Raw genomic sequence first — 14651 nt, 5'->3', positions numbered from 1 at the left:
TTGTAAGAGTTAAATAATTTCTTATTATCACCAAAAATTTAAATCATTAGCCAAGCGTTTTATGTTTAGAAGGGATTTTAGCAATAATACTAGCGGGGTCTAGCGAGAGTAAACGGGCGATATGGGTAAATTCTACGATGTCTAACCTTCTTTCCCCGTTCTCAACCTTGGCGATAAACGATTGAGGACGATCTAGCGCTAACGCCAGGTTTCCCTGCGTGATCCTTTTGGCAATGCGTGCTTCACGTAGTGCCTTGATAACGGTTTGATATTCATCAGAGTAAACAGAAGCCATCGATTCAACCCCATAAAATTTGGGATCAAATATCAGTCGCTCGTTGCTTTATCCCAAAACGGGATAAGTAAGGGTTTGTATTGATTACTTAATGTTATCTGTTTGTATTTTATGTGCTATTTTTTCTAAAACAGTGGAAGCGTCTACAGATAGCAGTCGAGCGATATGGACAAATTCAACAACATCCAGCCTACGTTCCCCATTCTCGATTTTGGCTACAAAGGACTGAGGCCGACCTAAAACGTTCGCCAAATTTTCTTGGGTCATGCCTTTTTTGATTCTGGCCTCTCGCAGTATTTTTATAACTGATTGATATTCATTTGAATAAATAGATGCCATTTTGGTGACCTTGATAGATATCCCAAAATCGAATATCAATCATTTTCTTTTTTATCCCAAAATGGGATAATTGAGCCGATTTATCATAGGGAGAGATTAGAGAAATGGATAAGCACGATTGGCATCCGGCAGACATTATTGCTGGCTTGAGGAAGAAGGGCACAACGCTGGCGGCGGTTTCAAGGGCATCTGGGCTAGCGTCTTCAACACTTGCCAATGCGTTGACAAGATAGTGGCTGAAAGGTGAGGGGTTAAGCGCCTGTGCATTGGGAAAGCAGCCGGAAGAGATCTGGCCGTCGCGCTATCAGGGTATGACCCCGAATCATGGGGAAGGGGAGGCGGGATAGCACTCTCTCAGAGAATCGAATCAGTTCAGAATCCAATCCCCAAAAGCAAAAAACCAGCCGTTAGGCTGGTTTCTTTAAATAAGTGGTGCCCGGACTCGGAATCGAACCAAGGACACGAGGATTTTCAATCCTCTGCTCTACCGACTGAGCTATCCGGGCAACGGGGCGCATTAAACCGTATTGGCCGCGTGGCGTCAACGGGTTTATCAACGAAAGCACGGAAAACCCTACTGACTGCCGACTTTTCAGTCAATGTGTGGGGCTTCTCGCGTTTGATGCCTGAAATCAGGTGAGTGCGCCGTTTTTTCGGCACAGCGCGAAGCGTAATACATCCTCTGCTAGGCGTTGTGCGGTGGCAATGCTGGCGGCCTGATGTTTGACCAGCAGGTTACTCAGGCAGCCTTCCAGAATCAATTCCATCTGCTGTGCGACCATCTCGGGATCGTCCGTTTCCAGCTCTTCCAGCAAATCGCGAGTGTAGCTGTAGGAAGCCAGCTTCTGTTGTTCCGCAATCTGGTGGATAGGGTGATTGATATCAGGGAAGAAGCTGCACGCTGCGATAAACAAGCAACCCGGATATCGCTGTTTGTTCACCGATTCATGCAACACCTGATAGCGTGCCAGCAGCTTTTGCTCAATACTCTTCTCATCGTCCAATAGCAACTGACGCCGCCAGGTATCGACCTGTTGGCTGTGGTGACGCAGGCCGTCGTACAGTAGCGCCTCCCGATCCGGCCAAAATGGTGTTAGTTCCTCGACAGGAACACCCAGTTTCTCCGCCAGCATATCCAGCGTCGTCATGGCAAATCCGTGCTGCTCCAGCAGAGTAAGCGCATGTTCAAGAACATCTTCCCGTTGCATTAGGTCTCCTCCAGAAGCACAAAATCGAATAGAAAGTGTCGTTTATGGGCTGAACTTCTGTAAATGTGCCTGAAATTGTTCAGCATTCATAAAACCGGTGATGCGTGAGCCGGGGATCTCTTTCCCCTGAGCGTCAAAAAATACGATGGTCGGCAACCCTAAAACCTGTAGCTTTTTCAGCAGCGCGTTCTGTTCTTCGCGGTTCGCGGTAACATCCGCCTGTAGCAGCGTGATGCGCGACAAATGGTTTTGCACCGCCGGGTCGCTGAACGTGTATTTCTCAAACTCTTTGCAGGCCACGCACCAGTCAGCGTAAAGATCGAGCATAACAGGCTGAGAGCTCTTTGCCAGCGCGCTGTTGAGATCGGCAATATTAGCGACAGGAGCGAAGTTCAGTGCCGAGGTGTGGGTTTGCGCAACGCCAGTTGGGGGGAATACCCAGTCTTGCAGCGGTTTGGCGCTGATCACCACGCCTGCCAGCAGCAGTAACTGTACGCCACGCATCCAGCCTTTGCCGTTGCGCAGCGTCAGCATAAGCGCCCAGCCGAAGAAGGCGATACCCAGCGCGCTCCACAGCCTCATTCCCCAGACTTCGCCAAGAATACGTTCCAACAGGAAGACAGGTAGCGCCAGAATGATGAAGCCAAAGGCCTCCTTAACGTACTGCATCCACGGGCCGCTGCGCGGCAGCAGTTTGTTACCGAATAGCGTGACCAGAATCAGCGGTAAGCCCATGCCTAGCGCGTAGAGATAAAGCGTGCCACCGCCTGCCAGCATGTTGCCGCTCTGAGCGATGTAAAGCAGGATGGCGCTGAGCGGGGCGGTGGTGCAGGGAGAGCAAATCAACCCTGCTAGCGCACCCATGCAGAATACGCCGGTGACGGAACCGCCCTGCTGGCGGTTGCTCCACTCTGTCAGCCGGGTTTGCACCGATGATGGGAGTTGGAGCGTATACAGGCCAAACATCGACAGCGCCAGTGCGATAAACATCACCGACAGGCCGATCAGAATGTACGGATGCTGAAGCGCCGCCTGAAAGCGTAATCCCGCAGCGGCGACAACCAGCCCGAGCAGCGTGTAGGTCAGCGCCATACCCTGAACATAAGTCATCGACAGCAGCAGCGTGCGGCGCGGCGTCAGCTGCTCTTTTCTGCCTAGTACCAGGCTGGCAATTAGCGGATACATCGGCAGTACGCAAGGGGTAAAAGCGACGCCGATACCAATCAGCAACGCCCACCACGGCGAGAACGGCATCGGCGTGGTCTGCGGCGGTACGATCTGGCTCGATGTGGTATTGAGTGGTACATCCATACCTACGTTAGCAAGCACCTGGCTGAGGGGAACGGTTCGCGTTTCTGGCGGATAGCAGAAACCCGCATCGGCGCAGCCTTGATAGGTCACTTTGATGGTCGCACTGTTCTCGGCCTGTTCAATGGGAACGGTGAGCGCCAGCCGATCCCGCAGGATAAAGACCTGGCCGAAGAACTCGTCGTTATGGCTTTCACCCTGTGGCAATTCCACCTTGCCAAGCGTAGCGCCGTTTCCTTCGATCTTGATTTGAGCGCGGTACAGGTAGTAATCGGGATGGATGTCCCAACGCAGATTGAGCTGGTTCCCCTGCTGCTGAAACTCAAAGGCGAATGCGTTATCGACCGGAAGAAACCGTGACGTCGTGCTGTTGCCAAACAGTTTCTGACCAAAAGAAGAAGCGGCCACATTGGGTGTGCCGACAGCCGTCCATAACAGGAAAATCAGCGTAAAGATGCGTTGAGCCATGTTAGATAATCGCTATCGCCCCCAGATACCGGCAGGACGAGCAGCTCCGGCGTATCATAAGGGTGTTGTTGTTTCAGATGAGTCAGCAGAGTTTGCTGATGTGAGGTATCGCTTTTTATCAGCATTTGTACTTCTGATTGCTGTTCGAGCTTGCCTTCCCAATAGTAGAGCGAATGCGCGCCGGGCAGCAGGGTGACGCAGGCAGCAAGCCGCATTTCCAGCAGCGAATTGGCAAGCTGCTGCGCACAGGCATCGTCAGGTGCGGTACATAATATGACGACGGCATCGCAAAGCGGACTGTCAGACATCATATCCTCCGTGTCAGATGAACAAAATCCCAGCTAACCAGAGCCACACTATACCTTGCTTTATTGTTTGAAGGGAATGAACCGCTCGAAGGGAAATGATGCGGATTGACCTGTCAGGCCAATCCGCGAGGTACTGCTCGAAGAGCAATCTTTAGATCAGTATGCTGCCGAGGATAAAGCCAAATATCACCGATAGCGTAATGGCGATCACGCCGGGAATCAGGAAGGAGTGGTTAAACACAAACTTGCCGATGCGCGTTGAGCCCGTGTCGTCCATCTCCACCGCTGCCAGCAGAGTGGGGTAGGTCGGCAGAACAAACAGGGCGGAAACCGCGGCAAAAGAAGCGACGGCCGTGACCGGAGAGACGCCCAGCAGTAATGCGGCAGGCATTAGCGCTTTCGCCGTTGCTGCCTGAGAGTAAAGCAGCGTGGCCGCAAAGAACAACACCACGGCAAGCATCCACGGGTAGCTTTGCAGCAGTGCGCCAGCGGTATCCTGAATATCGGAAATATGCGCTTTAACAAAGGTATCACCCAGCCAGGCTACGCCCATCACGCAAATACAGGCGCTCATGCCTGACTTAAACGTGCTGGCGGAGAGGATGCGAGCGGTGTCTATTTTGCAGGTGATGCAAATCAGCGTAGCGATAGTCAGCATGAAAACCACAATCGCTTCGTTACGTGGCAGGACCGGGTTCTGGATCAGCCCGACGGTGCTGCTGATTGCGGTGGCATACAGAACGACAGCAACGATACCAATCAGAAACAGTGTCACGGACAGTTTGGCACCGGGTTTGATCTCATGCTGGCTATTACCACGCAGCGTGGTTTCCCCTTTCTTAAGACGTTCCTGATAAATCGGATCGTCTTTCAGCTCTTTACCCAAGAAGTTAGTCACGATCGCCGTCAACATGATCGCTGCCAACGTGGTGGGAATACAGATCCCTAACAGCAGCAGGTAGCTAACGCCATGCGGTTCAAGAATACCGGCGACAAACACCACCGCTGCCGAGATCGGTGAGGCAGTAATGGCGATTTGCGAGGCAACGACGGCAATCGAAAGCGGACGAGAAGGGCGAATGCCCTGCTCTTTGGCGACTTCGGCGATAACCGGCAGGGTGGAAAACGCGGTGTGTCCGGTTCCGGCCAGAATCGTCATGAAGTAGGTGACCAGCGGCGCGAGAAAGGTGACGTATTTCGGGTGTTTACGCAGCAGTTTCTCCGCCAGACTGACCAGATAATCCATTCCGCCCGCCACCTGCATTGCGGCGATGGCGGCGATAACGGCCATGATAATTTCAATAACATCAAAAGGGATTACGCCGGGCTTTATCTGAAACCCTAGCGTAAGTACAAGCACCCCTAGACCACCGGCGAAACCAATGCCGATGCCTCCTAGTCGTGCCCCCAAATAGATGGCGAGCAGAACAATAAGTAACTCAAGACCAAGCATGACTATGCTCCTTAATTAATAATAAAAATTGCATAACTTATTCTTATGGCTGAATGCAGCAAAAAATAAAGGCACGCCGTTCTCCGTGAACGGACGTGCCTGAAAAGAATTAAATGTTGGTGTTAAGGAAGCTCGTTTTCATCGGTATAGCGTTTGGCTTTGTAAGCCGGATGCATCAGGTTCTGGATGGAGAAAATGTCATCTAGCTCAGCTTCTGTCAGCAGGCCGCGCTCCAGTATGACTTCACGCACGCTCTTTCCTGTTTCCGCACAGATTCTACCGACGATATCGCCATTGTGGTGACCGATGAACGGATTCAGGTACGTTACAATTCCGATGGAGTTGAAAACATAGGCTTCGCAGACGCTCTTATTAGCGGTGATGCCATTGACGCATTTCTCCAGCAGGTTGTAGCAGGCGTTGGTCAGAACGTGGGTCGATTCAAACATCGCCTGACCGATAACCGGCTCCATCACGTTTAACTGTAATTGTCCGGCTTCCGACGCCATGGTGACGCAGGTGTCGTTACCGATGACTTTGAAGCACACCTGATTGACGACTTCCGGCACCACGGGATTCACCTTGGCGGGCATGATTGAGGAACCCGCCTGCAACTCCGGCAGGTTGATTTCATTAAGGCCAGCGCGAGGGCCTGAAGAGAGCAGACGCAGGTCATTACAAATCTTCGATAGCTTCACTGCCAGACGCTTTAGCGAACTGTGGACCATGACATAAGCACCACAGTCTGATGTGGCTTCGATCAAGTCTTCTGCTGGTACGCACGGCAGACCGCTGACTTCCGCGAGGCGTTGCACTGCCAGTTGTTGGTAGCCGTCTGGCGTGTTCAGACGCGTACCGATCGCGGTGGCACCCAGATTGACTTCAAGCAGCAGTTCTGACGTACGCAGCAGGTTTTTGATTTCCTCCTGCAACAGCACGTTAAATGCATGAAATTCCTGACCGAGCGTCATCGGCACGGCGTCCTGCAACTGGGTACGCCCCATTTTCAGCACGTCTTCAAATTCTTTGGCTTTACGCTCGAAGCCATCGCTCAACTTCGCTATTGCATCCGTCAGTTTCAGTATGGCCGCGTAGACCGCAATACGAAATCCGGTAGGGTAGGCATCATTAGTGGACTGGCATTTATTCAGGTGGTCGTTGGGGTTCAGATACTGGTATTCGCCTTTCTGGTGGCCCATCAGTTCCAGACCAATATTGGCTAATACTTCGTTGGTATTCATGTTGACCGACGTGCCTGCGCCTCCCTGATAGACATCTACCGGGAACTGGTCCATGCATTTACCGTTATTCAGCACTTCGTCGCAGGCGCGAATGATAACGTCGGCAATTTTTTTCGGGATGGTTTGCAGCTCTTTGTTCGCCATCGCTGCGGCTTTCTTCACCATGACCATGCCGCGTACGAACTCGGGAATGTCACTGATTTTATTGTTACTGATATAGAAGTTTTCGATGGCGCGCAGCGTATGAACGCCATAATACGCGTCTGCGGGAACTTCTCGGGTGCCTAACAGGTCTTCTTCAATACGGATGTTTTCTGACATGAAAATTCCTATCCTGTTGTACGACTAGTGATGTGACTAGACGTTGTGGGCTGGTTTTTCGGATGGCCTTACTTCGGAAAACGCCTTATTTGGGAACATAGTGCGACTACGGATAAACCGTCTTCTCTCGGCAATAGTATTGGGATGTTTGACCAACCATATATCCATTGCCGTGAGGATATGTCGTTACGGCAGTGAAAAACAGGTGTTTAGATCACTATACTGGCGTTCTCTGCCGTTACGGTAAATGAACTGTGATTGTAGTCACGAGTCACTATTTTAGAACAATAATCGTGGGGTGGCGGCTTGAAAATGGGCAAAGGCACACCCATTTCACTAAATCATGATGTAGCGGATCGCAGAGCAACGCAGGTACTTTACCTAATTCATTGGGAGTATCGTGTATCTGGATTTTCAATCGCGATGGCTTAACACGTTTTCATTAACACACGTTCTTATTAACGACAGTACGCGTAAAAAAACACAGGAGAACCGGGTGCGCTGGTTACCGTTATTACTTATTTTTCTTTTAGCTTACATCGAGATATCGCTGTTTATTCAAGTGGCTGAAGTGCTGGGTGTCGCTATGACGCTGCTGCTGGTGGTCTTCACGTCCTGCGTGGGCGTCTCGCTGGTGCGAAATCAGGGGATGAAAACGCTGGTGCAGATGCAGCAGAAAATGGCAGCAGGTGAAAGCCCTGCGGCCGAAATGGTAAAAAGCGTTTCGCTGGTGCTGGCTGGCTTCCTGCTCCTGATTCCGGGCTTCCTGACTGACTTTCTGGGGCTGTTGCTGTTGCTGCCGCCTGTACAGAAAAGCCTGACGTTAAAGCTGATGCCTCATTTGCACATCTGGCGTTCCGGTTCCAGTACACCGTCTTCCGGCGGGAATACTTTTGAAGGTGAATACCAGCGGAAGGATGGCGGGCACGGAAATATTGAACATCGAGACGACCGGGACGACCGTTAACGTCGCGACAGTCTGAAAAGCAGCTAAGGATTATCATATTGATAATCCTTATTTTTTATCCGCAGTTGGTAACACTTAGCCGCCTAACGCAAAAAAAATGAATTTTCTCCCTTGAAGGGCAGCGAAACGCCCCCACTTAGAACACCACAAGGCCGATTATGAAAAGCATAGTCGTTATGAACACATAGTCGGCGTTTATCCTAAACCGATATGGACTTTCTCAAAGGAGAGCTATCAATGAATATTCGCCCATTGCATGACCGCGTGATCGTCAAGCGCAAAGAAGTCGAGTCAAAATCTGCTGGCGGTATCGTACTGACTGGTTCCGCTGCTGGTAAATCTACCCGTGGTGAAGTTCTGGCCGTAGGTCACGGACGTATCCTGGAAAATGGCGAAGTGAAGCCGCTGGATGTGAAAGTGGGCGACATCGTTATTTTCAATGATGGCTATGGCGTGAAAGCAGAGAAGATCGATAACGAAGAAGTGTTGATCATGTCTGAAAGCGACATTCTGGCAATTGTTGAAGCGTAATTGCGCGTAATCATCTGAACTGAACGAATTTAAGGGAAATACACCATGGCAGCTAAAGACGTAAAATTCGGTAATGACGCTCGCGTAAAAATGCTGCGCGGCGTGAATGTACTGGCTGATGCAGTGAAGGTTACCCTGGGCCCGAAAGGCCGTAACGTGGTTTTGGATAAATCCTTCGGTGCACCGACCATTACTAAAGACGGCGTATCTGTTGCGCGTGAAATCGAACTGGAAGACAAGTTCGAGAACATGGGCGCACAGATGGTGAAAGAAGTTGCCTCTAAAGCGAATGACGCAGCAGGCGACGGCACCACGACCGCAACCGTATTGGCGCAGGCAATCATCACTGAAGGCCTGAAAGCTGTTGCAGCGGGCATGAACCCGATGGATCTGAAGCGCGGTATCGATAAAGCCGTTATCGCTGCTGTTGAAGAGCTGAAAGCACTGTCTGTACCGTGCTCTGACTCTAAAGCTATTGCTCAGGTTGGTACCATCTCTGCTAACTCCGACGAAACCGTAGGCAAAATGATTGCTGAAGCTATGGATAAAGTCGGTAAAGAAGGTGTTATCACCGTTGAAGAAGGTACTGGTCTGCAAGATGAGCTGGACGTGGTTGAAGGTATGCAGTTTGACCGTGGCTACCTGTCTCCGTACTTCATCAACAAGCCAGAAACCGGTGCAGTAGAGCTGGAAAGCCCGTTCATCCTGCTGGCTGACAAAAAGATCTCCAACATCCGCGAAATGCTGCCAGTACTGGAAGCGGTAGCGAAAGCGGGTAAACCGCTGGTTATCGTTGCTGAAGACGTTGAAGGCGAAGCACTGGCAACGCTGGTGGTTAACACCATGCGTGGCATCGTGAAAGTTGCTGCGGTGAAAGCACCGGGCTTCGGTGACCGTCGTAAAGCGATGCTGCAAGACATCGCCACGCTGACTGGCGGTACCGTTATCTCTGAAGAGATCGGTCTGGAGCTGGAAAAAGCGACGCTGGAAGATCTTGGCCAGGCAAAACGCGTTGTTATCAACAAAGACACCACCACCATCATCGATGGTACGGGTGAAGAAGCTGCGATCCAGGGCCGTGTTGCTCAGATCCGTCAGCAGGTTGAAGAAGCAACCTCAGATTACGATAAAGAAAAACTGCAAGAGCGTGTGGCTAAACTGGCTGGCGGCGTAGCCGTTATCAAAGTTGGCGCAGCAACTGAAGTTGAAATGAAAGAGAAGAAAGCACGCGTTGAAGATGCTCTGGCTGCGACTCGCGCCGCAGTAGAAGAAGGCGTGGTTGCTGGTGGTGGTGTGGCGCTGGTTCGCGTTGCGGCCAAACTGGCTTCTCTGACTGCTCAGAACGAAGATCAGAACGTGGGTATCAAAGTTGCGCTGCGCGCGATGGAAGCTCCACTGCGTCAGATCGTTTCCAACGCCGGTGAAGAGCCGTCTGTAGTTGCGAACAGTGTTAAAGCGGGCGAAGGTAACTACGGTTACAACGCGGCAACTGAAGAATACGGCAACATGATCGACTTCGGTATCCTGGATCCGACCAAAGTTACTCGTTCTGCGCTGCAATTCGCTGCTTCCGTTGCGGGTCTGATGATTACCACCGAATGTATGGTAACCGACCTGCCGAAAGGCGATGCACCTGACTTAGGTGCTGCTGGCGGCATGGGCGGTATGGGTGGTATGGGCGGCATGATGTAATGTGACACCTCGTCGCCGGAAGCCGTTTTCCGGTGGCAGGGAGTCAGGTTACAGAAGCTCGTCTTTCTGTCCTTTAAAGAGCACTATCCGGTTGTGTACCGGGTAGTGCTTTTTTTATGCGCCGCATTGCTGAAATGTTGCCACATCGGGGATGAATTGGTTTATAGCGTGTTATCAGGGGAGCATTCTGCGCTACAATAGGGACGCTTACTTTATTTACGAATGCTTTATTGACGAATACTTTCATTTGCAAAGTAACCCTGTTCGGAGTAGGGAAATGTCTGACGATGCGTCAACGCTTCTGCGCACCATATCCTGGTTTACTGAACCCCCTTCGATGTTGCCTGAGCACATTGGTGACTGGCTGATGGAAACCAGTTCCATGACGCAGCGGCTTGAAAAATATTGTGCCCAACTGAGGGTCACGCTTTGCCGTGAGGGGTTCATTACGCCACAGATGCTGGATGAAGAGCGCGATCAGTTACCACCTGACGAGCGTTATTGGCTGCGTGAAGTGGTGCTGTATGGTGACGATCGTCCCTGGCTTTTCGGTCGAACGATTGTCCCGCAACAGACGCTCGATGGTTCCGGCGCGGCTTTGACGAAAATAGGCAATCAGCCGTTAGGTCGTTATCTGTTTGAGCAAAAATCGCTGACTCGTGACTACATTCATACTGGATGCTGCGAAGGCTTATGGGCGCGGCGTTCCCGCTTGTGTCTTTCAGGCCATCCGTTACTGTTGACTGAGCTTTTCTTACCAGAATCACCGGTTTATTACACACCCGGTGATGAAGGTTGGCAGGTAATTTGAGGAGATAAATCCTTGGAAAGAAGTGTTACAGCAGGGAAATGGCTGGCTTATTGTCGCTTGATGCGGATTGATAAACCGATAGGTTCTCTGTTACTGCTGTGGCCAACGCTATGGGCGCTGTGGCTGGCAGGAGGGGGAGCACCTGCACCGTGGACGCTCTTTGTTTTTGTCGCTGGCGTTTTCTTAATGCGTGCGGCGGGCTGTGTCATTAATGATTATGCCGATCGACATTTTGATGGTCATGTAAAACGAACGGCTTCTCGCCCATTGCCAAGCGGTGAAGTGAGCGAGCAATCTGCTAAAGTTCTGTTTGTTGTGCTGGTCTTGCTGGCGTTTGGCCTGGTGCTGACGCTGAATAAGATGACGATCCTGTTGTCTGTCGCAGGGCTTGCTCTGGCATGGATCTATCCGTTCATGAAACGCGTCAGCCATCTGCCCCAGTTTGTGCTGGGGGCGGCATTTGGCTGGTCGATCCCCATGGCCTATGCTGCGGTGAGTGAAAGCCTGCCAGCGACCTGCTGGATGATGTTTCTGGCGTATATCTGCTGGACGGTGGCTTACGATACGCAATATGCGATGGTCGATCGTGATGATGATCTGAAGATCGGTGTGAAGTCTACAGCGATCCTGTTTGGACGTTTTGACAATATCATTATCGGATTATTGCAGTTCAGTATGCTGGCGTTGCTGTTGGCCTTGGGAAGCATCATCGGACTGGGAATCCCCTACACTATTTCGCTGTTGGTGGCCGCTGGGATGTTTATCTATCAGCAAATACTGACTGCCGGGCGCGAACGTGATGCCTGTTTCAAGGCATTCCACAATAATAAGTACGCGGGTATGGCGATATTTATTGGCGTGTTGTTTGGTCTGTAGGACTAATTACCAGATACAAAAGAGCAGCGATGAATCGCTGCTTTTTTTATAGCGGAATGTTCTGTGCATCTATCATGCAAGACTCATCCACGGCTTGATGACGGTGTTTCTCCGCCATCTTCCCGTGACTTTTTCGCGCTATTCCTGCGTTGTCTCTTCCACTGTTTGACTACTCCTTGCTTCCATTTCAGTGGATGAGCTGGCGCTTTCAATAGTCAAGCGAACTTCTGGCGTGATCAGATCCCCAAGGATGTTATAGATTGCCACGATATCGCCTTGCGCCGCTTCCGCACTGTCGGTGATATACCCTTCTGTACGTAAGGTGGCAACCAGCGTTGAGAACACGGCTTTATCAAAGAATTCCGGTGCGTTGATGCCGTGGAGGACGGACAGACGCTGTGCCATGTTCCGGCTCTCTTTCTCCAGCGTCCCACGATTGATTTCTGGATTCGCGCAGAGCAGCGACAGCGTAATCGCATAACGTTGCAGTGTTTCACGTACGCCTGCCGACAGCAGTTGCAGCGTACGTATACGTGGCGGATTAATAGCTAATTGACCGTCACGGCTGCACAGTAACTCTTGTCGCGTCAGTTCATTAGCCAACGTTTCCAGCACGTCCGGCAATTGTTCTTTGGAATAGTGCAGGAACAACTCAGCTTGCAGTAGCGGATAGATCAGTGTGATTTGTCGTACGACTTCAGCAAGCGTAATCCGGCGGTGGTGGATGACGATACTGGCGATCAGCGACGGTAATACCAACAGATGCTGGATGTTATTACGGTAATACGTCATCAGAACCGCCTGCTCGCGCGGCAGAATGATGATGTCGCCAATGTTGTCCTTCTCCACTTCGAACTTGTTCATGCCCAGCGCGTGTTCCAACAGCTCATCCGCTGTCTTCTTAGGCGCGGTAATATCTTTGTGGTAAGGAACCTGACGCAGCAGTTGCAGGTAGCAATCCAGCTGTTCGTGCATTTGCTCACGAGTCAGTGAGCGCTGGCGCGATGCTAACAGTGCGGTGGAGCACAGGTTCATCGCGTTTGCTGCCGCGGAATTATTGATGCGCACCATGATATCCATAGAGATATCCTGCACCGTCGGCGTTAGCCAACTTGGCCGCTGTGCTTCAATTGGATCAATCGCGTCACGCCATTGAGGGACATGTTGATTCAGATAGGTTGTCAGTGGGAGCGGTTCACCGAAGTTAACATAACCTTGACCCAGATTACGCAGCTTGCGCAAACCACGCACCATCTGCATAAAGCCTTCTTTTTCCTTCACTGCACCACGCAACTCTTTTGCATAGGTGCCGACTTCCATCACATGCTCGTAACCGACATAAATCGGCACCAAGGTGATAGGACGCGTGCCGCCTCTGAGCATGGCCTGAATGGTCATGGCTAGCGTACCGGTTTTGGGATCCAGAAGACGTCCCGTGCGGGAGCGCCCGCCTTCCATGAAGTATTCAACCGAATAACCACGGGCAAACAGCTCACCCAGATACTCACGGAAAATCGTGGAATAGAGCTTGTTGCCTTTGAAGGTACGACGAATAAAGAACGCACCAAGACGGCGGAAGATAGGACCCGCAGGCCAGAAATTCAGATTGATACCTGCGGCGATATGCGGTGGTACTAAGCCTTGGTGGTACAAGACATAGGAGAGCAACAGGTAATCCATATGGCTACGGTGGCAGGGCACATAAACAATGCCGTGTCCATCCTGCGCCAACTGACGAACACGTTCGGCATTATGGACGTTAATCCCTTGATAAAGGCGGTTCCACGTCCAGCTCAATACGCGATCCGACAGACGTACGGCTTCGTAGGAGAAGTCGGCGGCGATTTCCTCCATGAGCGCAATGGCGTTTTGCTGTGCTTTCTCATGAGAAATCTTTTTACTGCGCGCCTCATCGTCTACGGCTTTCTTGATCGCTTTGGAATCCAGCAGCTTGTTAAACAGCTCCTGACGCACCGGCAACCGCGGGCCAACTGCTGCCAAACGCTGGCGGGAGAAGTGCATACGCGCGACACGTGCCAGTTTGTGGGCTATGGTTTTGTCAGTGCCATGCTCGGTCGCCATATAGCGCAGCGACACGGGGCTGGAGAAGCGGACAAAGCTATCACGACCTAACCACAGAACGGCGAAGAATTTCTCAATGCCGTTGAGCAATCGCAGGTGTGGTGTGGCCTGAGTGTGGCCTTCCCGACCTGGAGAGCGCCCAAACATCACGGAAACTGGCACCATCTGTACGTCTAAATCTGGATTGGCACGATGCAGATCCAGATAGTCGTGGAATAGCTTGACGGATTTCTGTTTGGGAACGTAATAGCGGAAGACGCGCGGCCCGTCATTAATAAAGACGTGGCTAGGGAGTTCAACGCCATTGAATTCGAACGACTGCGACGGATCGGGTAACCCCAATGCCAAGCATTTCGCACGTAGCGTCAATAGGTCCGCCTGAGAGTTATAAGGCAGAACATAAAGTATAGGACGTGAGGGATCTAACCCCAACTCGACCACCGGATCTGCGGGAATAACTTTGCTTTTAACCAGCAGTTTCAGCGGGAGATTCAATAGTTTATAGTAAATTTTACGCCAACCTGACATAACAACTTGGAGCCTCTTGTTAGCAATGCGCCGCAAGGATACCAGAAACTGCGCCGGAGATCTGTGGTGATGAGACAACGTAGGTGCGTTAAAATGCGAACTATTTTGCATATACTCGTCATACTTCAAGTTGCATGTGCGTTGGCAGCATTCAGTCACCCGAATCACTTACTTGAGTAAGCTCATCGGGATGAAATGAGAGACAGCCTGTCTCTCACCAGAG

Annotated in this window: 13 protein-coding genes, 1 tRNA gene and 1 pseudogene; 6 read left to right on the top strand and 9 right to left on the bottom strand. The window is 51.3% G+C overall.

Annotated elements, in window-relative coordinates:
* Positions 1–46: 46 nt before the first annotated feature.
* Positions 47–295: a helix-turn-helix domain-containing protein gene (locus CLR69_RS13190; protein WP_129712395.1), complete on the bottom strand. Its 249-nt coding sequence runs from the start codon at positions 293–295 to the stop codon at positions 47–49.
* Positions 296–379: 84 nt separating this feature from the next.
* Positions 380–634 carry a helix-turn-helix domain-containing protein gene (locus CLR69_RS13185; protein WP_129712394.1) on the bottom strand — a complete coding sequence of 85 codons (255 nt, stop codon included), beginning with the start codon at positions 632–634 and terminating at the stop codon, positions 380–382.
* 104 nt (positions 635–738) lie between these two features.
* Here CLR69_RS13185 and CLR69_RS13180 point away from each other — a divergent pair.
* Positions 739–981 (top strand): annotated as a pseudogene (locus tag CLR69_RS13180) (helix-turn-helix domain-containing protein).
* A gap of 83 nt (positions 982–1064) precedes the next feature.
* On the opposite strand, the gene CLR69_RS13175 reads toward CLR69_RS13180, so the two are convergent.
* The 6 genes from CLR69_RS13175 to aspA form a co-directional block, all read right to left on the bottom strand.
* Positions 1065–1140, bottom strand: a tRNA-Phe gene (locus CLR69_RS13175).
* A gap of 126 nt (positions 1141–1266) precedes the next feature.
* Complete coding sequence (locus CLR69_RS13170; protein WP_129702732.1) at positions 1267–1842, bottom strand: transcriptional regulator; 576 nt, start codon at positions 1840–1842, stop codon at positions 1267–1269.
* 42 nt (positions 1843–1884) lie between these two features.
* Positions 1885–3618: a protein-disulfide reductase DsbD gene (locus tag CLR69_RS13165; RefSeq protein WP_129713395.1), complete on the bottom strand. Its 1734-nt coding sequence runs from the start codon at positions 3616–3618 to the stop codon at positions 1885–1887.
* Complete coding sequence (cutA, locus tag CLR69_RS13160) at positions 3594–3926, bottom strand: divalent cation tolerance protein CutA (RefSeq protein WP_129713394.1); 333 nt, start codon at positions 3924–3926, stop codon at positions 3594–3596. Before cutA ends, CLR69_RS13165 begins: the two co-directional genes overlap by 25 nt.
* Before the next feature lie 151 nt (positions 3927–4077).
* Positions 4078–5379 carry an anaerobic C4-dicarboxylate transporter gene (locus CLR69_RS13155; RefSeq protein ID WP_129713393.1) on the bottom strand — a complete coding sequence of 434 codons (1302 nt, stop codon included), beginning with the start codon at positions 5377–5379 and terminating at the stop codon, positions 4078–4080.
* Positions 5380–5501: 122 nt separating this feature from the next.
* Positions 5502–6941 carry an aspartate ammonia-lyase gene (aspA, locus tag CLR69_RS13150; RefSeq protein ID WP_129713392.1) on the bottom strand — a complete coding sequence of 480 codons (1440 nt, stop codon included), beginning with the start codon at positions 6939–6941 and terminating at the stop codon, positions 5502–5504.
* A gap of 496 nt (positions 6942–7437) precedes the next feature.
* On the opposite strand from aspA, the gene CLR69_RS13145 reads away from it, so the two are divergent.
* The 5 genes from CLR69_RS13145 (at position 7438) to ubiA (ending at position 11818) form a co-directional block, all read left to right on the top strand.
* Positions 7438–7908, top strand: coding sequence for an FxsA family protein (locus CLR69_RS13145; protein WP_129713391.1), 471 nt, complete (start codon positions 7438–7440; stop codon positions 7906–7908).
* 237 nt (positions 7909–8145) lie between these two features.
* The gene (locus CLR69_RS13140) at positions 8146–8439 is read left to right on the top strand and encodes a co-chaperone GroES (protein ID WP_005971295.1); all 294 of its coding nucleotides are present in this window, start codon (positions 8146–8148) and stop codon (positions 8437–8439) included.
* Between the two features lie 45 nt (positions 8440–8484).
* Complete coding sequence (gene groL / locus CLR69_RS13135) at positions 8485–10131, top strand: chaperonin GroEL (protein ID WP_107170159.1); 1647 nt, start codon at positions 8485–8487, stop codon at positions 10129–10131.
* Between the two features lie 277 nt (positions 10132–10408).
* On the top strand, positions 10409–10942 hold the full coding sequence (gene ubiC, locus CLR69_RS13130; RefSeq protein WP_129702738.1) for a chorismate lyase: 534 nt from the start codon (positions 10409–10411) through the stop codon (positions 10940–10942).
* 12 nt (positions 10943–10954) lie between these two features.
* Positions 10955–11818 (top strand): 4-hydroxybenzoate octaprenyltransferase, encoded by an 864-nt coding sequence (ubiA, locus tag CLR69_RS13125; protein ID WP_129713390.1) that lies wholly within the window; start codon positions 10955–10957, stop codon positions 11816–11818.
* Between the two features lie 138 nt (positions 11819–11956).
* Here ubiA and plsB read toward each other — a convergent pair whose 3' ends face one another.
* Complete coding sequence (gene plsB / locus CLR69_RS13120; RefSeq protein ID WP_129713389.1) at positions 11957–14428, bottom strand: glycerol-3-phosphate 1-O-acyltransferase PlsB; 2472 nt, start codon at positions 14426–14428, stop codon at positions 11957–11959.
* Positions 14429–14651: the final 223 nt, after the last annotated feature.

The sequence above is a fragment of the Pectobacterium zantedeschiae genome (assembly GCF_004137795.1).
Lineage (GTDB): Bacteria > Pseudomonadota > Gammaproteobacteria > Enterobacterales > Enterobacteriaceae > Pectobacterium > Pectobacterium zantedeschiae.
This window is presented reverse-complemented; position numbering and strand designations above follow the sequence as displayed.

Bases quoted from the DNA above. Each gene is read 5' to 3' on its own strand.
- CLR69_RS13155 (WP_129713393.1), bottom strand. From the start codon at position 5,379: ATGCTTGGTCTTGAGTTACTTATTGTTCTGCTCGCCATCTATTTGGGG.
- plsB (WP_129713389.1), bottom strand. From the start codon at position 14,428: ATGTCAGGTTGGCGTAAAATTTACTATAAACTATTGAATCTCCCGCTG.
- CLR69_RS13140 (WP_005971295.1), top strand. From the start codon at position 8,146: ATGAATATTCGCCCATTGCATGACCGCGTGATCGTCAAGCGCAAAGAA.
- CLR69_RS13165 (WP_129713395.1), bottom strand. From the start codon at position 3,618: ATGGCTCAACGCATCTTTACGCTGATTTTCCTGTTATGGACGGCTGTC.
- cutA (WP_129713394.1), bottom strand. From the start codon at position 3,926: ATGTCTGACAGTCCGCTTTGCGATGCCGTCGTCATATTATGTACCGCA.
- groL (WP_107170159.1), top strand. From the start codon at position 8,485: ATGGCAGCTAAAGACGTAAAATTCGGTAATGACGCTCGCGTAAAAATG.
- CLR69_RS13185 (WP_129712394.1), bottom strand. From the start codon at position 634: ATGGCATCTATTTATTCAAATGAATATCAATCAGTTATAAAAATACTG.
- CLR69_RS13170 (WP_129702732.1), bottom strand. From the start codon at position 1,842: ATGCAACGGGAAGATGTTCTTGAACATGCGCTTACTCTGCTGGAGCAG.
- ubiC (WP_129702738.1), top strand. From the start codon at position 10,409: ATGTCTGACGATGCGTCAACGCTTCTGCGCACCATATCCTGGTTTACT.
- CLR69_RS13190 (WP_129712395.1), bottom strand. From the start codon at position 295: ATGGCTTCTGTTTACTCTGATGAATATCAAACCGTTATCAAGGCACTA.
- aspA (WP_129713392.1), bottom strand. From the start codon at position 6,941: ATGTCAGAAAACATCCGTATTGAAGAAGACCTGTTAGGCACCCGAGAA.